The organism is Pedobacter sp. AC212 (assembly GCF_979258625.1).
In genome coordinates this window covers 5,276,120-5,296,622 of sequence record NZ_OZ409870.1, presented here as the reverse complement: position 1 = coordinate 5,296,622, position 20,503 = coordinate 5,276,120, and the positions used below count along the sequence as shown (strand labels likewise).

Below are 20,503 nucleotides of genomic sequence, written 5' to 3'. Positions count from 1 at the left end.
GTATGCTGATTAAAATTTATAGGCTACGCTAACTCTGAAATTTCTTGGTGCTTCGGCTTGCCATGAATAAGCTGGCTGATTATAATCTGGCGCATTCCAGTAACCCGTGTAGTAGGAGCCGCTGTACAAATATTTATCAAGAATGTTGAAAACATTGGCGTTGATTTTCAACTTCCTGTTTCCCCAGAATAAACCTCCATCCAATTTGAAATAATCTGGTAGGTTTTGCTCAGGATTGGTAGGACTAAAATTTGCGGTAGCCCGATCGGCCAGGTAGGTAAATCCTCCCGAGATCCCGAAACCTTTTAATGCTCCATTTTGTAAAGTATAAGTTAACCAGGCGTTAGCAGTATGTTTTGCAAAGCCCGGTACAACTTGGCCTACGAAAAGAACATCCGTTACAGCGCCTTCGGCTACCTCGGTTACTTTACCATCGGTATAAGCATAATTCGCAATCAGGTTTAATCCTTTTGTTATCTCTCCGCGAACATCAAATTCAATCCCTTGGGCTTGTTTTTCGCCAACAACAATACTATAGTTTTCTCCTGCCTGGTTAAAGGGATCGGCAGCAAGTTCGTTTTGCTTGGTAATGCGGTATGCAGATAGCGTAGTATTCCAACGGCCATCAAGCCAATCTTTTTTAATCCCGATTTCTTTGTTGTTTCCTGTGATTGGTTTTGGTGTAGACCCATCACGCAACAAACCAGATTGCGGCGTAAAAGCCTCGTCATAAACGGCATAAACGGAAGTGTTTTTATCAACCGAAACACTTAAACCCACTCTTGGCGTAACATGTTTGGCTTTATCTGGCGCAGCACCCCAGGCTGATTGACTTACATAAGTATAACGACCAGCAAGTGTTAAACGAATTCTATTTTCCCAGAAACCCAACTCATCCTGAACGTAACCGCTCAAATATTTTTGATCAATTAAACCTCCGCCAGCTATTGCTCTTTGCTCAAGACTGGTGTTTCTGTCGAAATTCGGATATCCATTTGATGGAAACCCATAATTAGGATTTGCCAGACTGAATGGCGATCCTGGAAGGTCTAAATCATGTGACTGACCGAAATCTGCCATGTATCCCTTCTTCCCTCCATCGAAGCCTGCAAGAATTCTATGAACGATACCTCCGGTTTTCACTGTTCCGTTTACAAATACCTGGGCCAGTTTCATTGAGCTTGATGCATCCCAGATTCCTACATTTCTTATCAATGTTCCGTTAGGATATACTGCTGATGGCCAGGAGCTAGAGCCCATTTGTAAGTATTTATAATAAGCAGCTTGTGCTGTTAATTTCCAGTTCTGACCCAATTGTTGTTGTAAGTTTAGCGTTAAGCTTTGATCATTGATGCGGGTGGGCTGTACGCCAGGTTGAGTGAGCGTAAAATCTCTAGGTAAAGTTGCATAACCTGTAGTGCTAAATAGATAATATGAACCTACTTCAGTCATTTTTGCGTTCTGCAAAGTATATTCTGCTGTTAATTTAGTGCTTGGTGTAATTTGATAGCTTAGAACCGGGGCAAAACTGAAGCGGTTGTTTTCTTCGTAAGGTCTGAAAGAACCTTTGCTTTGTGCAGCCGCATTTAACCTGAATAAAAATTTGCCATCAGAGGTAAGTTTATGGTCTAAATCAACCGTTGTTCTAAACAAATCGTAGCTACCGGCTGTAAACGAAACTTCACCCTGATTTAAACCTGTAGGCTTTTTGGTCACCACATTATACAATCCACTCGGATCTCCGTTGCCCAGCATAAAACCAGCAGGACCTTTAACAAACTCAATGTGATCGACAAAACTCATGTCTTCAGTTAATGGACCCCAATAGGAAGAAACAATATTAAACCCATTACGCATGGCTTGAATTTGTGAGCCACGCATAGTAATGTTGGTGTATAAATCGCCCCAATGCTCTAAACGTACAGCGCCACTAACATTCCTTAATACCCCATCACTCATGCTAATCAGCTGCTGATCTTTTATGGCTTGATTACTCACCACCTGGATGTTTTGAGGAGCTTCCAGCAAAGGCTCATTTAGCCTTAAAGTAGCGGAGGGTAAACTTATCTTATATTTTTTGTTGATGCCGGCAATCGTTACCTCTTCCAGGGCCTGATCATTTTCCTGCAAAGAAAAATCAACTGAAACAGTTTCTCCGGCTACAACATTCACTGTTTTTTGGGCAGGGGTAATGCCAATTGCGGAAGCTTTAATAGTGTAACTGCCCGCCTTTACGCGGTTTATAGTATATTTTCCGCTTTCGTCGGTAATTGTTCCTTGTCCTTTGCCTGTAAGTCCGACTGAAATATAGGCTGCAGGTTTACCATTTGAAGTGGTTACGAGACCTTTAATAGTACCAAATTGTTGAGCGTAGGATGTTAGTGAGAGTGTAGCGAGTAAAAACGTTAAAACGAAAAGTTCAATTTTGCGCATCTTAAATTTATTTGGATTAATTCTAAACAGCCGCAAAATAACAGCACAAAAATTTATTTTCCAAATTATTTTGAACAATTCTAAATAAGGATTGCGAGTTTTAACATTTAGTAGGGACTAGTTTTTTGATCTGAAGTAAGTTAACTAGCGCATCATACAAAAATAAAAAAGGACTGTCAGCTAGCCGACAATCCTTTGAACGATGGTTTTTGGGTAAAAATCTTTACTTAATGGTTAATACGAATAAATTAAGTGAGCGCTCAGTATCGTTTGCCGGACTTGCTAAACCGCCACAAATAATATCATAATGGTAACCAGCCACTAAAGTTGTATTTTCTGAAACAACTTTCGTTTTACCAGTTGCAGTTTCCTTTGCATCGAAAGTAAAGGTGCCTGGAGAAACTGCTATAAATCCACTTGTAGTTTTGTAAGTTTTATTGCTGGTTAACATCGTAGTTTCGCCGGTTTTAGCGAGGTCGAGTGCTGGTGAATCAGGCGATAAATTAATGAAACGGACATAAGCTTTATCTGCAGATGGTATGCTTAAATCGTCAGTGATCAACAAACCATCTAATGAACCTGGTTTGTTAATTAAATAAAAACTGTTGTAGGTGCTGGCAGTAAGCGAAAAACTTTTGGTTAGTACACTTTCGGCATTGTTTTCAGTTGTAAATTTTAAATTGCTAACGCCAGCCGATACCGGTCCGAAAGCAGTGGATCCACCAAAGGGTAATGCTGAGGAACTTACTGATGCACTATTTAAAAAAGGATAGTAGGTGGCTAAAGTTGGTGCTGCGTTAACTACCCGAATATAACTCACGGAGCTGGCTGTTTCTTCTTTTTTGCAAGCACTAAATGTTGTTAAAATCAATAGAAAAATAACGGAAGCGAAGGCTAATGTTCTGAATGAGGATAGGGAAAATGTTTTCATCAATTTTTAAGGTTTTAAATTATATAAACGATTACTATTTAAACGGCATCGAAGACCAATTCGCTACAGCCAATGCAAAGATTGAAGTTAATGGCTTCTGTGGTTGTTAAATGGTGTTAATGCTTGTTAAACTTTCCCTATAGATTTTAACAATGTTAATTTTTGTGAAAAATAGGTTTTGATATTAAATTCCTCGAAAACAAAAAATCGATGTGGTTGTTCATCTAAAGTTTATTTAACCATTTAATAATCTTAACATTAAATACTTATTGCGATTATAATTTCGTCTAACCATCAAATATTAAAACAATGATTAAAAACATCTCAAAATTTGCGCTAATCTCCTTAGGAACGATTGCGCTTTCGTCGTGTGGCGGTACTTCAAAAGATAAGGCTGCTGATGCAGACACAACCATCACCAAAAGCGAAACCATTATTAAGCATGGTGATAAAGCAGAAAACGGTCCTGAAACGATTGCTTACACCGTTTCGCCAGATACTGCAGTTTTAGGAAAGGCGAAAGAAGCGCTTGTTAAAGTTGTGGAGGCAAGTGCTGTTAATTTGCAAGATGCAGAAGGAAAATCGACCGGGGCAGAGCTTACTGTAAAGCTATTGGTAACTAACAAGAGTACTCTCGATGCCAAAAAGTATTTTTCAATTCCAGCATCTGATGCGAGATTACAACTTGACAATGGCACATCGATTCCGGGAAGTAAAGAAAGTGGAAGTACCGAACCAGATGCCGAAGCTTCAACCGAAGCGGTATGGAAGTTTCAGGTGCCCGCAAATGCGAATCCCTCAAAGCTCAACTTCTTCTTAGATGGAACAAGAGTTTCAGTAGGCATTATGAAAGAATAAAATTAAAATCCCGAATCTTCGGGATTTTTTGTTTCTGCTGATTAGTAAAAAAATGTAAAAAAGTTAAAAAATATTGTGGAACTCAATTATTATTTAAACCTTTGCACCTCAATAGAGTTAAAGCCGTTTTAATACGCAAGAAATGATTAAACAATTTTTACATAAACTTTCTAGTTTCACAGCCCACCTGGTTGCTGGTGAAAGTTTATTTATTAATCGTTTTCAGCCCGTATTTTATTATCCCACAAGCCGGCAAAATTTCACTCCACGTATTTAGTACTCCACTAAACGTAACGAGGAATTGATCCTCTCTAAAAACCCAATTAACAAGAATACTTATAATTTTTCGTTAGAAAACGAATGGATATTAACGAATTTATAGTGCAGGTCGCACTTCCTGAACATCGTGTATTTGCAGAACAAATCGTAACCGAGATGGCCGAATCTGCTAAAGCACGTGGTACAGGCATTGCAAAACGTTCTCCTGACTACGTTGCCAATAAAATGCAAGAGGGCAAAGCTGTTATTGCATTCCATAAAGATGGTACATGGGCTGGCTTTTGCTATATCGAAACCTGGAGTCATGGTCAATTTGTGGCTAACTCTGGCCTAATTGTATCTCCCGAATTTAGAAAAGCAGGTTTAGCACACGCCATCAAAGAGAAGGTTTTCGAATTATCGAGAGCTTTATACCCTAAAGCAAAGATTTTTGGTTTAACCACTGGTTTGGCTGTAATGAAAATCAATTCAGATTTGGGTTACGAACCAGTTACTTATTCTGAATTAACCCAGGATGAGGAATTTTGGAAAGGCTGCCAAAGCTGTGTAAACTTCGAGATTTTGAAAATGAAGGAACGTAAAAACTGCATGTGTACTGCCATGCTTTACGATCCTGCTACGCAAAAGCACGATGCGGCAAAGAAATTCGCCGAAGAATTACAGAAGAAACCCAAATTATATGAGCGTTTTATGCGCATCAAGCAACGTTTAGTTGTTAAACCTAAGCCAAAATCTGGCTTCAAAGTATTGATGTTTTTATTTACCCTGTTATTTAATAAGTAATGAAGAAAAAAGTAGTTTTAGCTTTTAGCGGAGGTTTAGATACCTCATTTTGTTGTATATATCTCGCTCAAGATCGCGACTTGGAAGTTCACTCGGTAATTGTAAATACTGGTGGTTTTTCTGATGAAGAATTACAGGAAATAGAGAAAAGAGCTTATGCTTTAGGCGTGAAATCTCATGCTGTGGTAGATGAAACGGAAAGTTATTATAACGATTGCATCAAATATTTAATCTTCGGAAACGTATTAAAAAATGCTACTTACCCACTTTCTGTAAGTGCTGAACGTGTGAGTCAGGCAACGGCAATTGCGAACTACGTTAAAAAAATCGGAGCTGATTATGTCGCTCATGGAAGTACTGGTGCCGGAAACGATCAGGTGCGTTTCGATATGATTTTTAATATCTTAATTCCAGAGGTTGAAATCATTACGCCAATCAGAGATTTGAAATTATCCCGCGAAGCGGAAATAGAATACCTGGCTGAACATGGAGTTGAATATAGTGCAGCAAAAGCACAATATTCAATTAACAAAGGTTTGTGGGGAACTTCAGTAGGCGGGAAAGAAACTTTAACCTCAAACGAAACTTTACCAGAAAGCGCATGGCCAACCCAGGTGAGTGAAACAGAATCGCGTAGACTGGAATTAACCTTTGAGAAAGGGGAGCTTGTTGCTATTGATGGCGAAACTTTGGAGCCTGTTAGAGCGATTCAAAAATTACAAGCTATTGCGCAACCTTACGGTATTGGCCGCGATATCCATGTTGGTGATACCATTATCGGCATTAAAGGCCGTGTGGGTTTTGAAGCTGCGGCACCTGTTTTAATTATTAAAGCACACCATACTCTAGAAAAACACACGTTAACGAAATGGCAGTTAACCTGGAAAGAGCAATTATCTTCTTTTTATGGTAACTGGTTGCATGAAGGTCAATTCCACGACCCAATTATGCGGAATATTGAGGCTTTTTTAGCAGATACTCAAAAAGTAGTAAGTGGGAAAGTATTTATAGAATTATTACCCTATCGTTTCCAAATTATCGGTATTGAATCGAACCATGATTTAATGAGCAACAAGTTTGGTAGCTACGGCGAAATGAACAATGCCTGGAGCGGCGAAGATGTTAAAGGTTTCTCCAAAATCTTCGGTAACCAGGTAATGATTTGGCATAAAGTAAATAATGAGGTAGAGGGCTAAAAGGTTGAAGACGTAAGGTTTCCTCGCTTCTCGTCATTGCGAGGAGGCACGACGAAGCAATCTCCTTAATTTTGTCATCTTGAATTGTGCTGATCCGATAGCTATCGGATTTACATCGGTAGCTTGTCGAAGGATTAAAGTTATATAGACTATGAGTAGTAAAATAAAAGCAGGAATAATTGGTGGTGCAGGATACACAGGTGGCGAAATGCTCCGTATCTTGGTCAATCATCCAAATGTTGAAATCGCTTTCGTAAATAGTACCAGTAATGCAGGGAATTTAATTTCGGATGTACATACTGACTTAATCGGCGATACTGATTTAAAATTTGTAAGCGATATTCCGCAGGATATTGATGTACTTTTCCTTTGCGTTGGTCACGGCGATGCGAAAAAGTTTTTAGCAGCTAACCCGATTAACGATAGCATTAAAATCATCGATTTATCTCAGGACTTCAGACTTTCAGCAAACGCTAGTTTTTCGACTCCAGACTCAGGACTTCAGACTAAAGACTTCATTTACGGTCTTCCAGAGTTAAATAGTGATCAAATTAAATCAGCGAAAAATATTGCCAATCCAGGTTGTTTTGCAACTTGTATCCAATTAGGTTTATTGCCTTTGGCTGCAAAAGGTTCAATCAAAAGCGAAGTTCACATCAATGCGACAACTGGTTCAACAGGTGCTGGACAAAGCTTATCAACTACTTCTCATTTTAGCTGGAGAAATAATAATCTTTCCATTTATAAAGCATTTGAACATCAGCACTTAAATGAGATTGGAGAAAGTTTAACACAGCTTCAGCCTTTAATTTCTGAAGCTTTAAATTTTATCCCACAACGTGGTGCTTTTTCCAGAGGGATTTTAGCCTCCATGTATTTAGAAAGTGATTTGACTTTGGAAGAAGCTCAAACTATCTACGAAGAATATTATAGTGCTCATCCATTTACTCATGTAAGTCGGCAAAATATAGATTTAAAGCAGGTTGTAAATACCAACAAGGCGCTGGTTCACATCGAAAAACACGGTAATAAATTATTCATTATCAGCATTATCGATAACCTGTTGAAAGGTGCCAGCGGACAAGCAGTTCAAAATATGAATTTAATGTTTGGCTTGGAAGAAAATAGTGGTTTGCGCTTAAAGGCAGCTTATTTTTAGACCAAAGCTGAAAGACCAAAGACTAAAGCGAAGATAGCGTATTGCTATTAGATAGATTAATTATTGTAAGTTCAAAAATGAGAGACTATCAAAAATTAGACGTTTGGAAGAAATCACATTTGATGGTTTTGCATGTTTACAAAGTTATTTTACCTGCATTTCCCGCTCATGAAAAGTATGATTTGCATAGTCAAGTAAAAAGAGCGGCTTATTCTGTCCCCCTAAACATAGTTGAGGGAGCAGGTCGGCGTACAGAAAAAGATTTCGCTCACTTTCTTGATAATGCATTAGGCTCAGTTCAAGAAATGGAATATGCTTGTTTTCTTGCTAAAGATTTAGAATATCTGGAAGAAAGCAAATATTTAGAAATTTGTAAAATGGCTGGCGAAGTTAAAGCTATGTTAATCGGCTTAATTAAACATTTGCGACCATAATAACCCATGGATTAAAAACTATTGATTAGGCTTGCAGCTATATAAAATATTGCGGGAAGCTTTAGTCTTTAGTCTTTGGTCTTTAACCTTTAAAAAAATGAACTTATTCGACGTATACCCACTTAACGATATAGAAATCACAAAAGCATCTGGCAGCAATGTTTGGGATGCTCACGAACAAAAATATTTAGATTTATACGGAGGTCACGCAGTGATTTCAATTGGACATACCAATCCGCATTATGTAAGTCGCTTAACTGATCAATTGAACAAAGTTGGTTTTTACTCTAATTCAGTTAAAATCCCTTTGCAAACGCAATTGGCTGAGAAATTAGGCCAGGTTTCTGGCAAAAAAGATTTCCAATTATTTTTGGTTAATTCTGGTGCAGAAGCCAATGAAAATGCGCTAAAACTGGCCTCATTTTACAATGGCAGAAAAAACGTAATTGCTTTTACTGGCGCTTTTCATGGACGTACCTCTTTGGCAGTGGCAGTTACGGATAATCCGAAAATTGTAGCGCCTGTTAATCAAACCGAGAATGTAATCTTTTTGCCCTTTAATAATGAGGTTGCACTTGAAGAAGCTTTTAAATCGCAAGGCGATGAAATCTCGGCTGTCATTATTGAGGGTATTCAAGGTGTTGGCGGAATCAAAGAAGCCTCAAAAAGTTTCCTACAGAAAATCCGTTCTCTTTGCGATGAGTACAATGCGGTTTACATTGCCGATTCAGTTCAGTGCGGTTATGGTAGAACAGGGTTGTTTTATTCGCATGATTATTCGGGCGTTGAAGCAGATGTTTACACGATGGCGAAAGGAATGGGTAACGGATTTCCAGTGGCAGGAATTTCCATTGCGCCGAAATTCAAACCTTGGCATGGAGAATTAGGAACCACTTTTGGGGGCAATCACCTGGCTTGCGCTGCAGCTTTAGCCGTTTTAGAAGTGATGGAAAGAGATCGTCTAATGAAAAATGCTGAGGAGATTGGAAACTATTTAATTACCGAATTGAAGAAATTCGAGCAAGTTGTAGAAGTTCGTGGCCGTGGGTTGATGATAGGAATTGAATTACCAGAAGAATTAGCTCACGTTAAAAAAGAATTATTATTTACACATCATATTTTCACCGGCGAGGCCAAACCAAACGTAATTCGTTTGTTGCCAGCTTTGAATTTAACAAAAGAAAATGCTGACGAATTTTTGGCGGCTTTTGGTGAGTTAGTAAAATAATACACTCGTCATTGCGAGGCACGAAGCAATCTTACAACGCTAGAAATACTTAGCAATTGCTTTAAGATTGCTTCGTACCTCGCAATGACAACAAAATAACAAACGAGGTTAAAGCAATGCTGATCGAATTGCTGAAACGGTTAAGAAACAATTGACTGAAGTCTGGGGCTGTTTTTGCATTGGCAAGAAGCTTTCAGCCTTGAGCTTTAGTCTTTAAGCTTTAAAAAATGAAACTTTTTACTTCCGTAAACGATGTTCCGAGCATCAAACAATTTGTAAATGATGCACTTGAATTAAAGGCAAATCCTTATGCACACCAAGATTTAGGTAAAAACAAAACCTTGGGATTGGTTTTCATGAATCCAAGTTTGCGTACCCGTTTGAGTACCCAAAAAGCGGCGCTAAACTTAGGTATGAATGTGATGGTAATGAATTTAGACAAAGAAGGTTGGGCATTAGAAACACAGGATGGTGTAGTCATGAACGGGTCGACAGTGGAACATATTCGTGAAGCGGCAGCCGTGATGGGTCAATATTGCGATATTTTAGGCTTGCGTTCTTTTCCGAAATTAAACAATCGCGAAGAGGATTATAGCGAAGACTTTTTTAACAAGTTTGTTAAATACTGCGCCGTTCCCGTAGTGAGTTTGGAGAGCGCTACCCGTCACCCGTTACAAAGCTTCGCCGATATTATCACCATCCATGAAACTTGGAATAAAAAACCAGACGGACGTAAACCAAAGGTAGTTTTGGCTTGGGCCCCTCATGTAAAAGCATTGCCTCAGGCTGTTCCCAATTCATTTGCAGAATGGATGTGCAAGGCACAAGCAGAGGGAATGATTGATTTCACCATCGCACAGCCAGAAGGTTATGAACTCGCCGAAGAATTTACGCCAGGTGCAGATATTCAATATAATATAGAAGAAGCTTTAGCTGGCGCTGACTATGTTTATGTGAAGAATTGGAGTAGCTATAAAGAATACGGTAAAGTTTTAACTTATCCTGATGGATGGATGATGAACAACGAAAAACTGAAGTTCACTAACGACGCAAAAGTAATGCACTGTTTGCCTGTTCGTCGCGATTTGGAATTATCTTCTGAAATTTTGGATGGACCAAATTCACTGGTGATCCATGAAGCAGGAAATCGTTTATGGGCAGCGCAAGCGGTAATTAAAGCGATGTTGGAAGAAATGAAATAATCTGTTGTGTGTTGCCAGTTACATGTTGCCGGTCTAATTGCCTGAACATGTAACTGGCAACTGGCAACTCATAACACATATATGAAACAACTTACCATCATAAAAATAGGCGGAAACGTAATTGATAATTCTGCGAATTTGCATCAGTTTTTATTAGATTTTACGGCCTTACCTGGCGATAAAATCTTGGTTCATGGTGGGGGCAAAATTGCAACCGAACTGGGCGAAAGCTTAGGCATTGAAGCTAAAATGGTTGAAGGTCGTCGGATTACAGATCTTGAAACTTTGCGAATCGTTACGATGGTTTATGCAGGGTTGATCAATAAAAATATGGTTGCCCAGCTACAAGCTAAGGGCAACAATGCAATTGGATTATCGGGAGCGGATGGCAACATCATCAAAGCTAAAAAGCGTCCTGTTGTTACAAAAACACATGGAGCAGCTCCGGGCCCATTAGCCGGAGAAGTTATCGATTATGGTTTTGTTGGCGATTTAGATGAAAATTCTGTTTCTGCAACTACATTGGATAGTTTGTTAAAAGCTGGATTAACACCGGTTTTATGTGCAATTACACATGATGGAGATACACAATTATTAAATACCAATGCGGATACCATTGCCTCAGCTGTAGCAGTTGCAATGTCGGCTTTATATGAAACGCGTTTGGTATATTGCTTTGAAAAAAAGGGCGTTTTGAAAGATGTAAATGATGATGATTCAGTTGTCAGAGAAATCAAAGCGGATGAATTTGAGGGTTTAAAAGCTGACGGCACAGTACAGGGTGGAATGATTCCGAAATTGCACAATGCTTTTGAGGCGATAAAAAAAGGTGTTGCTACAGTTTATATTGGCAAAGCTGATGAATTAGGAGAACTTGCGGATGGGACTTTCGGGACGAAGATGAACCTCTAAATCTTCTAAAAGGGGAGGCAGGGTTTTGCCTTTCCGAGGTACGAAGCAATTTTAAAACTGTAGCTATTAGCATAGTGTACTGGGAGTGCTTCATAACTTGCAATGACGGAAGTGAATTAAACCTGATAGAAACGGATCCCGATTTTTTATCGGGATAAGTGAATAGTTCCAAGGGAATGCCTTTGGCACAGGACTGACATTAACTAAAAACTGCAATTGCTTTCCAAAAAAATATAAATATCAGTTTAAGTAACTGAACCAAATAAAACTAACCACATGAAAAAAATAGCCATAATTGGTAGCGGAAATATTGGATTATCTTTAGCAAAAGGGTTGGTAAAAGCCGATTTTGCTGAAGCTGGCGACATTATGCTTACCAGAAGAAATATCGACCATTTGCAGTCTTTCGCATCGGCAGGCTTTGTTGTTTCAAAAGATAACAACCAAGCGGTTGCAAGTGCTGATGTCGTAATTCTTGCTGTTTTGCCTCAACAATTAAATACGGTTTTAGATGAAATCAAGTCCTCGATAAATTCAGCTAAACACCTTGTAATTTCGGTGATTTCGGGTGTGAGTTGTGCTGCGGTCAGAGAAAAATTAGGAGACGATGTAGAGGTAATCCGAGTGATGCCCAATACAGCCATTGCCATCGGGCAATCTATGACTTGTATGGCTAGCGACAATGCATCTGTAGAAAATATTGCCGACGTAACCAGAATGTTTGAAACGGTTGGTTCCGTGGTGAAGATTAACGAAGATTTAATGACGTCGGCAACGGCGCTTTGTGCTTGTGGTATCGCCTTCTTTTTAAGAGCAATAAGAGCCGCTTCGCAAGGTGGTGTCGAAATTGGTTTCCATGCAGATGAAGCACTTAAAATGGCTGTTCAAACCGCTAAGGGAGCAGCAGATTTGCTTTTATTACATGGCACACACCCAGAATCAGAAATAGATAAAGTAACTTCGCCGAAAGGTTGTACCATTGCGGGCTTAAACGAAATGGAGCATAATGGCTTTAGTTCATCATTAATAAAAGGTATAAAATTATCAGCTTTAAAAGCTGGAAATTTGTACACTAAAGAAGGTTAAAAGTATATGGTAAAAGGTTTAGGGGTTTAGGCTCCACATCTTGATACTTAATACTAAATACTTGATACTATGTTGTTAGAAAATATACAAAAAGAAAGTCTGGATTTGTTGCGACAGTTAATCCGCATTCAGTCTTTTAGCAAAGAAGAAGACAGAACAGCGAATTTAATTGCTCAATTTTTAGAAGAGCGAGGAATTAAAACCCAACGCAAAATGAACAACGTTTGGGCTTATAATAAGTATTTCGATGCAAGTAAACCTACGGTGTTACTGAACTCGCATCACGATACTGTTAAACCAAACTCGGGCTACACTCGTGATCCTTATGATGCTGCCATTGAAAGCGATAAATTATTCGGCTTGGGAAGTAATGACGCTGGTGGTTGTCTGGTTTCGTTAATTGGTGCGTTTTTGTATTACTACGAGCAGGAGAATTTAAAATATAACATCTGTTTGGCCGCAACGGCGGAAGAAGAAATTTCTGGTAATAATGGCTTGGAACTGGTTTTGCCAGATTTAGGTGAGTTAGAATTTGGAATCGTAGGCGAACCAACAGAAATGAATTTAGCCATTGCAGAACGTGGGTTGTTGGTGATCGATTGCGTTTCTCATGGTAAAGCTGGTCACGCGGCAAGGGAAGAGGGCGAAAATGCAATTTACAAAGCGCTGAAAGATATTGAGTGGTTCAGGAATTATCAGTTTCCTAAAGTATCGGAAGTTTTCGGTCCGCTGAAAATGACGGTTACCATTATCAATGCAGGTTCTCAACACAATGTGGTGCCGGCAAATTGTACTTTTACAGTTGATGTTCGCGTAACCGATGCTTACACAAATGAGGAAGTTTTAGAAATCATCAGAGCCCATGTAGATTGCGATGTTACACCTCGTTCCATTCGTTTAAAACCATCGTCGATAGATAAAAACCACCCGGTAGTTCAGGCAGGAATAGCATTGGGTAAAACCACTTATGGTTCGCCAACTACGTCAGATCAAGCGCTATTGGATATCCCATCAGTAAAATGTGGACCGGGGTTTTCTGGACGCTCGCACATGGCAGATGAGTTTTTATACGTTAGAGAGGTTGCTGAAGGTGTTGAGGGATACGTGAATATGTTGAAACCAGTGATACAATAAATCCGTCATTGCGAGGAACGAAGCAATCTTAATGCAGAGGAATCGTAAGGTGTTTTTAATTTCATACAAAGGGGATTGCTTCGTGCCTCGCAATGACGAAGTTTGATTATGAAGATTTGGCAAAAAAATATAGATGTAAATAAATTCGTGGAAACTTTTACGGTTGGTAAAGACCGCGAACTGGATTTACAAATGGCAAAGTTTGATGTTTTGGGCTCTTTAGCGCATACACAAATGTTGGAAACTATTAATCTGCTTACCGCCGAAGAATTGAAAACGGTTCAACAGGAACTTAAAAATATCTACGCTGAAATTGAGGCCGGGAATTTTACTATTGAAGATACCGTTGAGGATGTGCATTCGCAGGTAGAATGGTTGTTAACGCAACGTATCGGCGAAGCAGGCAAAAAGATACACAGTGGCCGTTCACGTAACGACCAGGTTTTGGTTGATTTGAAGTTGTTTTTCCGTGCCTGTATTGAAGATATGGTTAACCAAACATCAACCTTGTTTAATCTGCTCATCGAATTAAGCAATACGCACAAGGATAAGTTGATGCCAGGTTATACGCATTTGCAGATCGCGATGCCATCATCTTTTGGTTTGTGGTTTGGTGCTTACGCCGAAAGCCTTGCCGATGATATGGAATTAATGCTTGCTGCATGGAAAATCACCAACAAAAATCCTTTAGGTTCTGCAGCAGGTTATGGATCGTCATTTCCTTTAAACAGAACACTAACCACCGAATTGCTAGGTTTTGAAAGCTTAAATTACAATGTGGTTTATGCACAAATGGGTAGAGGAAAAACGGAAAGGATTTTAGCGCAGGCAATGAGCGCTGTTGCTGCAACTTTAGCCAAAATGGCGATGGATGTCTGTCTGTTTATTAACCAAAATTTTGGATTTATAAGCTTCCCTCCCGAATTAACAACAGGTTCGAGTATTATGCCACATAAGAAGAATCCTGATGTTTTTGAATTGATTCGCTCACGTTGCAATAAAATACAGGCTTTGCCAAACGAGATTGCAATGATGATTACCAATCTTCCATCTGGCTATCATCGCGATTTACAGTTGTTGAAGGAAAATCTATTTCCAGCGATTACCTCATTAAAGGAATGCTTAGAAATTGCGACCTTCATGTTCCAGAACATCACTATTAAAGATGATATTTTGAAAGATAAGAAATACGATTACTTGTTTAGTGTTGAGGTGGTAAACGATTTAGCTTTGCAAGGGGTTCCTTTTAGAGAAGCCTACAAAATAGTTGGCGAGCAGATAGAAAATGGTACTTTTGCACCATCGGGCCAAATAAATCATACACACGAAGGAAGTATCGGCAATCTTTGTAATGAGCAAATTTCTGCAGGAATGCAGGCAGTTTTGTCACAATTTGGCTTTGAGAAAGTGAATAAAGCAATAGAAGATTTAATTCGTTAAGTCGTCATTGCGAGGTACGAAGCAATCTTATAAGCATGGGTTTCCTAATTTGCTAAGACAGTAATTGTTTCATGTCTCCGTTTGACGGGTAAGGCGACTAATAGTAATATATATGAAAGTTTCAGTATTAGCCAGTTCATTAATAGGCTCAGAAATTATAAAAATTGGTAACGAGGTTAATGAAATGAAACGCAAAGGCGCTTCAATCGCCAATTTAACCATCGGCGATTTTGATTCGAACATCTATCCCATTCCAGCGGAACTAAAAGCCGGAATCGTAGATGCCTATCATGCAAATCAAACCAATTACCCGCCTGCCGACGGTGTTTTGCCATTGAGACAAACCGTTTCCGAACTATTGAAAGATAGATTTGGTTTGGAATACAACACCAATAGTATTCTGGTTTCAGGCGGCTCTCGACCATTGATTTATGCTACTTATTTAGCTTTGATAGATCCGGGTGACACAGTTGTTTTTCCTGCACCATCCTGGAACAACAATCACTATTGCCACTTAACTTCGGCAAAGGCCATTGCTGTAGAAACTGATGCAGCGCATAACTTTATGCCAACTGCAGCACAATTGAAGCCACATTTAAAAGGCGCAACATTATTAGCGCTTTGTTCGCCATTGAATCCAACAGGAACCATGTTTGCTGCAGATTTTTTAGCGGAGATATGCGATGTTATTTTAGAAGAAAATGCATCCCGCGGAGCGGATGAAAAACCATTGTATTTAATGTACGATCAGATTTATTCATTGCTAACTTTTGGTAAGGAACATGTAAATCCGGTGTCATTACGCCCGGCGATGCGTGAATTTACGGTTTTCGTAGATGGTTCTTCAAAATGTTTAGCAGCAACAGGTGTGCGTGTAGGCTGGGGTTTTGGTCCTGAAGATATCGTAAACAGAATGAAAGCATTGGTTGGGCACATGGGTGCCTGGGCACCAAAAGCCGAACAGGTTGCAATGTCTAATTATTTTAACGATAAAACGCAGGTAGATACATTTTTAACCAGTTTTAAAGGTCAAATTCAAGATAGCTTAAATGCGCTTTACAATGGCTTCAATGAATTGAAAAATTTAGGTTTTAATGTTGACGCGGTTGAACCGATGGGTGCAATTTACCTCACCATTAAAATCGACTACATCGGAAAAACTACTGAAGATGGTCAGCTTTTAAAAGACAGTGCAGATGTAAACTTCTACCTAATTAAAGAGGCTGGAGCAGCATTGGTTCCATTTTCAGCATTTGGAAACGAACACAGCATGCCTTGGTTCAGGGCATCGGTTGGTGCTTGCACCTTGCAGGATATTAAAGACATGCTCCCCCGGATTAAAACGGCATTAAGCAAGTTAAAATAAAACATTTGAGCACCCGGGCAAACAATTAGTTGGCTCGGGTGTTCAAATAAAAAATCTCATCTAAACGCTTTTATGGAAAACAAATACACTCCTCAGGGATATGCTTCGCCCTCAGCAATCCTCATTACGCTTGTCATTGGTATTTTATCAGCTTTCATCTTACCGCTCATTTATATTATCCTTGGAAGGCTAATTCCTAACATCTGGTTTATCGCTATCATTGCGCTACTGCTTGGTATCAGCTTAGGGTTTTGTATTGATTTTGGCGTAAAACTTGGTAAACTCCGAAATAAAAAAATAGTTGTATCCATCGCAATTTTTTGCGGATTACTGGCCTTCTATGTTCAATGGGTTTTTTTCGATGCTTTAATTTACAGCGCCAAAGGATTCACTTTTAATTTGACCAGCGCTGATTTAAAAATTTTAGCCAGCGATTTCTTTTTTCTGTTCACGCATCCTCACATACTTTTTCAAGAAATTGTAAACCTAAATGCAGTAGGTTCTTTTCAGATCAAGAGCATGGGTACGGTAAGCGGTCTGGTTTTATGGTTGATTTGGGCAGCAGAGTTTATTGTGATTATAGGTGGAATCATATTTACTGTTTTCAATGGTCAGGTGAGCAAACCTTATTCAGAAATAAACGATCAATGGATGAAAAAGCGTAAAATACAGAACCGAATTCCTTTGGTACATGATAAAAATTTAATTTTGAATGAATTAAATAATAAAAATTTCGCGGTTTTGAGTGATGATCCATCATTAATCAATGAGCAAAATTACTCGGAGGTGGTTGTTTACGAATCAACTGGCGATCCGGTAAAGTATGTTAGTATTGTAAATGTCTCTAATCCGACAGGGAAAGCGAAAGACAAAAAAATGAATAATATTATTGAATTTTATCCGCTGCCGAACGCAAATATTTAGTGTGAGGTTGTAGGAGAAAAATATAAAAAATAACCGCCCTATTTTCATTTATTGAGAATAGGGCCGTTTTATAAATGCCTAACTGACAACTTTGTATTCATTCTTCCTAAAATCAATCCTCTCTACTTCCATCATCCGCCATTCTAACCATTTTTGGTTCAAACTTCGCAATCACATCAACCAACTCAGTTTGCGCAGCCATCACTTTGTTGATGTCTTTATAAGCCATTGGGGCTTCATCTAAACCTGCACCGATTAACGTTACATTGTGGTCTTTTAAAATTGCTTTCATGTCAGATTTAGTAATCGATTGAATGGCTTTTGTACGGCTCATCAATCTCCCTGCGCCGTGAGATGCAGAATTAATTGAACTTGTCTCACCTTTTCCTCTAACCAAAAATCCTGGCGCAGTCATACTCCCCGGAATAATCCCCATTACGCCTTCGCCCGCTGGAGTTGCTCCTTTTCTATGAACGATTACTTCTTCGCCATTTAGGGTTTCTTTCCAGGCAAAATTATGATGGTTTTCTACCTTGGCTAAAACTTTAGCACCAATGGCTTTAGTTGATCTTTTATGGATTACCTCATGACAAGCAGAAGCATAATCGCCAGCCAAATTCATAGCAATCCAATATTCTTGACCTTCAGCAGTATTCATATCTAAATAAGCAAGATTTACAGCTTCTCTAGGCAACTTACAAATGTCTTTAGCCAGTTTGGTGTAATGACCCGCTATGGTTGCGCCAAATCCACGAGAACCAGAGTGAGTTAATAAAGCTACATAACGACCTTTATCGATATTCAAAACTTCATCTCGTTCTGCAAAATCGATAATTCCCCATTCCACAAAGTGATTTCCACCACCAGAGGTTCCCAATTGCGCCCAAGCTTTGCCATGTAAGTTCTTTAAGAAAGGCGTAGCGTTAAAATCTTCGTTTTCTAAAACCTCATGGTCTGCTCTTTCATCGCCTTTATAATTTTGCCCGGCGCCAAATTTAGTATGAGCAATTAATTCTCGTTTGTACATCGCATCTTTCCCGAAATAATATTTCTCAGGAATATCGAAAATACTCAAGGCCATTCTGCAACCGATATCAACACCAACACCATAAGGAATAATGGCATTTCTTGTAGCCAAAACTCCGCCAATTGGCAAACCATAGCCTTGATGCGCATCTGGCATTAATGCACCAGCTTCAGTAACGGGCAATTTCATGGCAATATTCATTTGATCTTTCGCACCATCTTCAATGTAACTCTCCCCAAATGTTGTGTAGCTTTTTGCATTTTCAATTAATGCAACTGTGCCATCACCTTTAGGGTTTGCTTTTTCAATTAGTGCTGTTGCTAAAACACCTAATACTTCATCATCTAAAAAACTCTCTGGATAATTTTTTACTTTTTTTAATATTCTTTGTATTTCATTGGCTTCCTCATCCTTAAAGTTATCCTTCAAAATTTCCAATGCTAAGCCTAATATTTTTCCTTCGGTATAACCTAATGCTTTTAGGGTTTTACCTGTTATTTTTGTTTTCATTTTGTTCCTAACTAAAACTCGGCAGGCATCGTTCACCTAGCCGAGGGTTTCTAAATTTAATTTACAGTAAATTCGTCATTGCGAGGTACGAAGCAATCTTAAAGCGGTAGTTTTAATATCCTAGCGATAGTTGTAGGATTGCTTCGTGCCTCGCAATGACGACCTGCTTTAAACATTTACTTCACGAAGATTTGCTTCAATTGGTCAACAATTTGTCCGCTGCCAGATAAACTGATGGTATTGATTTTCTCTGCAATTTTCTCCACGTATTCCATCTCTTTCAATTTGTATAACATGGCATTGTCTTCCATTAGTTTTGCGGTATTCAACAAACTTCTGGCCGATGCCGTTTCTTCTCTTCTGGTAATCATGTTTGCTTGCGCTTTTTTCTCCGCAATTAAAACTTGGTTCATGATATCTTTAATTTCTCCAGATAAAATGATGTCTTTTACACCGCCATTTGCCAGTTTTACGCCCAACGCTTCTGCTTTGTTAATGGCGCTTTCCAAAACCGATGTTCCGATTTTTTCTTTGCTTTCCATCAATTCATCAAAAGTTAATAAGCCTACCGCCTCTCTCAAAGCCAATTGCATGGTAATGTACAATTGCTTTTCGAAATCTTTATTGGCCAACAACGCTTTAACCACATCCTCCACTTTGTATTGAACCGTAAAGTTCATTCTCAATTGCGCTTTGTCTTTTGTTAAAATCTCCTGACCGATAATCTCCATGTTTAATTGTCTCATATCGGTCTTTAAAACTTGGATAGTGATATTGTTTTTCCAATAAACATAGTTTCCTGCCAATAATACTTTATCAAACTTGCCATCAATAAATAATAAACCAGTTTCGTAAGCTTCAATTTTATAGGCCCTGATATAGTTTACCAAAGCGGCTTTCTCAAACAAATTTCTATCGATGTTTTCCTCAATTTCAATTTTGCTGATGTCAACTTTAACGAAACTGTATTCCGACAAACCTTTCCAGATGGCATATCTACCTGCCCTTAAAACGTTTTTAAAATTTTTGTTTTGATAAACCAAGGCCAACTCATTATCGGCTACGCTTACCAAATAAATTAATTTGGCGAAGTCAGCATTTAATAAATACGTATCTAATTCAGCAACTGAGAAATCATAATCTTTGCTTATGTCGTACATAGTGATGGTTTCGCCAAAGCCCAACCAATAACTACCTGCTGTTAATACTCTTTTTAATTCTCCTTTTTTAAACACCAATGCAACATAATTGGTGTTAATTGTAATTTTTCTCATGTTTTTTGATGTTTAAAACCCCTCCTAAATCCTCCCTAAAAGGGAGGACTTGATTGGGATAGGTTATTTATTGTTTAATTGTTAATTCTTTTAAAAAGCATTGCGAAAACATTCATTTGTTTTCTGCGGAAGTAAATTGCTTCTGGTTGTTTTTAAGAATGAAATCTACTTTTAGCATTGGCGATATTCTGTTGAATATGGCTTTCTACAGCTAGAAGATTTGATTTTTAAATCAGCACCTTTTTCGTTTTACTTGCTAAGCAAAAAGCAAACTTGCTTTTGAGATTTCTAAAATCTTTTGAGCAGAATGCATTTCGCAACGCTTTT

Annotated in this window: 17 protein-coding genes; 13 read left to right on the top strand and 4 right to left on the bottom strand. The window is 38.7% G+C overall.

The genetic code is table 11. From position 1 onward, the window contains the following. Positions 1 to 9 precede the first annotated feature (9 nt). Both ACZZZC_RS22930 and ACZZZC_RS22925 read right to left on the bottom strand, forming a co-directional pair. Positions 10 to 2,433, bottom strand: coding sequence for a TonB-dependent siderophore receptor (locus tag ACZZZC_RS22930; protein WP_463484180.1), 2,424 nt, complete (start codon positions 2,431 to 2,433; stop codon positions 10 to 12). Positions 2,434 to 2,656: 223 nt separating this feature from the next. Further along, entirely contained in the window at positions 2,657 to 3,364 is a 708-nt protein-coding gene (locus ACZZZC_RS22925; RefSeq protein WP_463488198.1) for a DUF4397 domain-containing protein, read from the bottom strand. A gap of 309 nt (positions 3,365 to 3,673) precedes the next feature. On the opposite strand from ACZZZC_RS22925, the gene ACZZZC_RS22920 reads away from it, so the two are divergent. The 13 genes from ACZZZC_RS22920 to ACZZZC_RS22860 all read left to right on the top strand — a co-directional run bounded on the left by ACZZZC_RS22920 (position 3,674) and on the right by ACZZZC_RS22860 (position 17,365). After that, positions 3,674 to 4,222, top strand: coding sequence for a hypothetical protein (locus ACZZZC_RS22920; protein WP_463484178.1), 549 nt, complete (start codon positions 3,674 to 3,676; stop codon positions 4,220 to 4,222). Positions 4,223 to 4,582: 360 nt separating this feature from the next. Continuing rightward, the gene (locus tag ACZZZC_RS22915; protein WP_056851082.1) at positions 4,583 to 5,284 is read left to right on the top strand and encodes an N-acetyltransferase; all 702 of its coding nucleotides are present in this window, start codon (positions 4,583 to 4,585) and stop codon (positions 5,282 to 5,284) included. Next, positions 5,284 to 6,480: an argininosuccinate synthase gene (gene argG, locus ACZZZC_RS22910; protein ID WP_463484177.1), complete on the top strand. Its 1,197-nt coding sequence runs from the start codon at positions 5,284 to 5,286 to the stop codon at positions 6,478 to 6,480. Before ACZZZC_RS22915 ends, argG begins: the two co-directional genes overlap by 1 nt. A gap of 151 nt (positions 6,481 to 6,631) precedes the next feature. Continuing rightward, positions 6,632 to 7,639, top strand: coding sequence for an N-acetyl-gamma-glutamyl-phosphate reductase (gene argC, locus ACZZZC_RS22905; protein ID WP_463484176.1), 1,008 nt, complete (start codon positions 6,632 to 6,634; stop codon positions 7,637 to 7,639). Positions 7,640 to 7,716: 77 nt separating this feature from the next. Next, complete coding sequence (locus tag ACZZZC_RS22900) at positions 7,717 to 8,073, top strand: four helix bundle protein (protein ID WP_463484175.1); 357 nt, start codon at positions 7,717 to 7,719, stop codon at positions 8,071 to 8,073. 97 nt (positions 8,074 to 8,170) lie between these two features. Then, positions 8,171 to 9,301 (top strand): aspartate aminotransferase family protein, encoded by a 1,131-nt coding sequence (locus ACZZZC_RS22895; protein WP_463488197.1) that lies wholly within the window; start codon positions 8,171 to 8,173, stop codon positions 9,299 to 9,301. Between the two features lie 227 nt (positions 9,302 to 9,528). Then, positions 9,529 to 10,503, top strand: a complete 975-nt coding sequence (locus ACZZZC_RS22890; RefSeq protein ID WP_463484173.1) for a Rossmann-fold NAD(P)-binding domain-containing protein — start codon at positions 9,529 to 9,531, stop codon at positions 10,501 to 10,503. 81 nt (positions 10,504 to 10,584) lie between these two features. Beyond that, positions 10,585 to 11,415 (top strand): acetylglutamate kinase, encoded by an 831-nt coding sequence (gene argB, locus ACZZZC_RS22885; protein ID WP_463484172.1) that lies wholly within the window; start codon positions 10,585 to 10,587, stop codon positions 11,413 to 11,415. 276 nt (positions 11,416 to 11,691) lie between these two features. Further along, positions 11,692 to 12,501: a pyrroline-5-carboxylate reductase gene (proC, locus tag ACZZZC_RS22880; RefSeq protein ID WP_463484171.1), complete on the top strand. Its 810-nt coding sequence runs from the start codon at positions 11,692 to 11,694 to the stop codon at positions 12,499 to 12,501. 69 nt (positions 12,502 to 12,570) lie between these two features. Further along, on the top strand, positions 12,571 to 13,635 hold the full coding sequence (locus ACZZZC_RS22875; RefSeq protein WP_463484170.1) for a M20 family metallo-hydrolase: 1,065 nt from the start codon (positions 12,571 to 12,573) through the stop codon (positions 13,633 to 13,635). Between the two features lie 108 nt (positions 13,636 to 13,743). Then, positions 13,744 to 15,075: an argininosuccinate lyase gene (gene argH, locus ACZZZC_RS22870; RefSeq protein ID WP_463484169.1), complete on the top strand. Its 1,332-nt coding sequence runs from the start codon at positions 13,744 to 13,746 to the stop codon at positions 15,073 to 15,075. A gap of 112 nt (positions 15,076 to 15,187) precedes the next feature. Next, a complete protein-coding gene (locus ACZZZC_RS22865; protein WP_463488196.1) occupies positions 15,188 to 16,441 on the top strand; it encodes a pyridoxal phosphate-dependent aminotransferase in 1,254 nt (417 codons plus the stop codon). Between the two features lie 72 nt (positions 16,442 to 16,513). Further along, positions 16,514 to 17,365 carry a hypothetical protein gene (locus ACZZZC_RS22860; protein ID WP_463488195.1) on the top strand — a complete coding sequence of 284 codons (852 nt, stop codon included), beginning with the start codon at positions 16,514 to 16,516 and terminating at the stop codon, positions 17,363 to 17,365. Between the two features lie 112 nt (positions 17,366 to 17,477). Here ACZZZC_RS22860 and ACZZZC_RS22855 read toward each other — a convergent pair whose 3' ends face one another. Together ACZZZC_RS22855 and ACZZZC_RS22850 are read right to left on the bottom strand one after the other, a co-directional pair. Then, positions 17,478 to 18,902, bottom strand: a complete 1,425-nt coding sequence (locus ACZZZC_RS22855) for an RtcB family protein (protein ID WP_463488194.1) — start codon at positions 18,900 to 18,902, stop codon at positions 17,478 to 17,480. A gap of 176 nt (positions 18,903 to 19,078) precedes the next feature. Next, positions 19,079 to 20,176, bottom strand: coding sequence for a slipin family protein (locus ACZZZC_RS22850; protein WP_463488193.1), 1,098 nt, complete (start codon positions 20,174 to 20,176; stop codon positions 19,079 to 19,081). Positions 20,177 to 20,503: the final 327 nt, after the last annotated feature.

What these genes read in the sequence shown, in the direction of transcription:
- argG (WP_463484177.1), top strand. Translation starts at nt 5,284, where the DNA reads ATGAAGAAAAAAGTAGTTTTAGCTTTTAGCGGAGGTTTAGATACCTCA.
- ACZZZC_RS22925 (WP_463488198.1), bottom strand. Translation starts at nt 3,364, where the DNA reads ATGAAAACATTTTCCCTATCCTCATTCAGAACATTAGCCTTCGCTTCC.
- argC (WP_463484176.1), top strand. Translation starts at nt 6,632, where the DNA reads ATGAGTAGTAAAATAAAAGCAGGAATAATTGGTGGTGCAGGATACACA.
- ACZZZC_RS22900 (WP_463484175.1), top strand. Translation starts at nt 7,717, where the DNA reads ATGAGAGACTATCAAAAATTAGACGTTTGGAAGAAATCACATTTGATG.
- ACZZZC_RS22915 (WP_056851082.1), top strand. Translation starts at nt 4,583, where the DNA reads ATGGATATTAACGAATTTATAGTGCAGGTCGCACTTCCTGAACATCGT.
- ACZZZC_RS22895 (WP_463488197.1), top strand. Translation starts at nt 8,171, where the DNA reads ATGAACTTATTCGACGTATACCCACTTAACGATATAGAAATCACAAAA.
- argH (WP_463484169.1), top strand. Translation starts at nt 13,744, where the DNA reads ATGAAGATTTGGCAAAAAAATATAGATGTAAATAAATTCGTGGAAACT.
- ACZZZC_RS22875 (WP_463484170.1), top strand. Translation starts at nt 12,571, where the DNA reads ATGTTGTTAGAAAATATACAAAAAGAAAGTCTGGATTTGTTGCGACAG.
- proC (WP_463484171.1), top strand. Translation starts at nt 11,692, where the DNA reads ATGAAAAAAATAGCCATAATTGGTAGCGGAAATATTGGATTATCTTTA.
- ACZZZC_RS22860 (WP_463488195.1), top strand. Translation starts at nt 16,514, where the DNA reads ATGGAAAACAAATACACTCCTCAGGGATATGCTTCGCCCTCAGCAATC.
- ACZZZC_RS22850 (WP_463488193.1), bottom strand. Translation starts at nt 20,176, where the DNA reads ATGAGAAAAATTACAATTAACACCAATTATGTTGCATTGGTGTTTAAA.
- ACZZZC_RS22890 (WP_463484173.1), top strand. Translation starts at nt 9,529, where the DNA reads ATGAAACTTTTTACTTCCGTAAACGATGTTCCGAGCATCAAACAATTT.
- argB (WP_463484172.1), top strand. Translation starts at nt 10,585, where the DNA reads ATGAAACAACTTACCATCATAAAAATAGGCGGAAACGTAATTGATAAT.
- ACZZZC_RS22930 (WP_463484180.1), bottom strand. Translation starts at nt 2,433, where the DNA reads ATGCGCAAAATTGAACTTTTCGTTTTAACGTTTTTACTCGCTACACTC.
- ACZZZC_RS22920 (WP_463484178.1), top strand. Translation starts at nt 3,674, where the DNA reads ATGATTAAAAACATCTCAAAATTTGCGCTAATCTCCTTAGGAACGATT.
- ACZZZC_RS22855 (WP_463488194.1), bottom strand. Translation starts at nt 18,902, where the DNA reads ATGAAAACAAAAATAACAGGTAAAACCCTAAAAGCATTAGGTTATACC.
- ACZZZC_RS22865 (WP_463488196.1), top strand. Translation starts at nt 15,188, where the DNA reads ATGAAAGTTTCAGTATTAGCCAGTTCATTAATAGGCTCAGAAATTATA.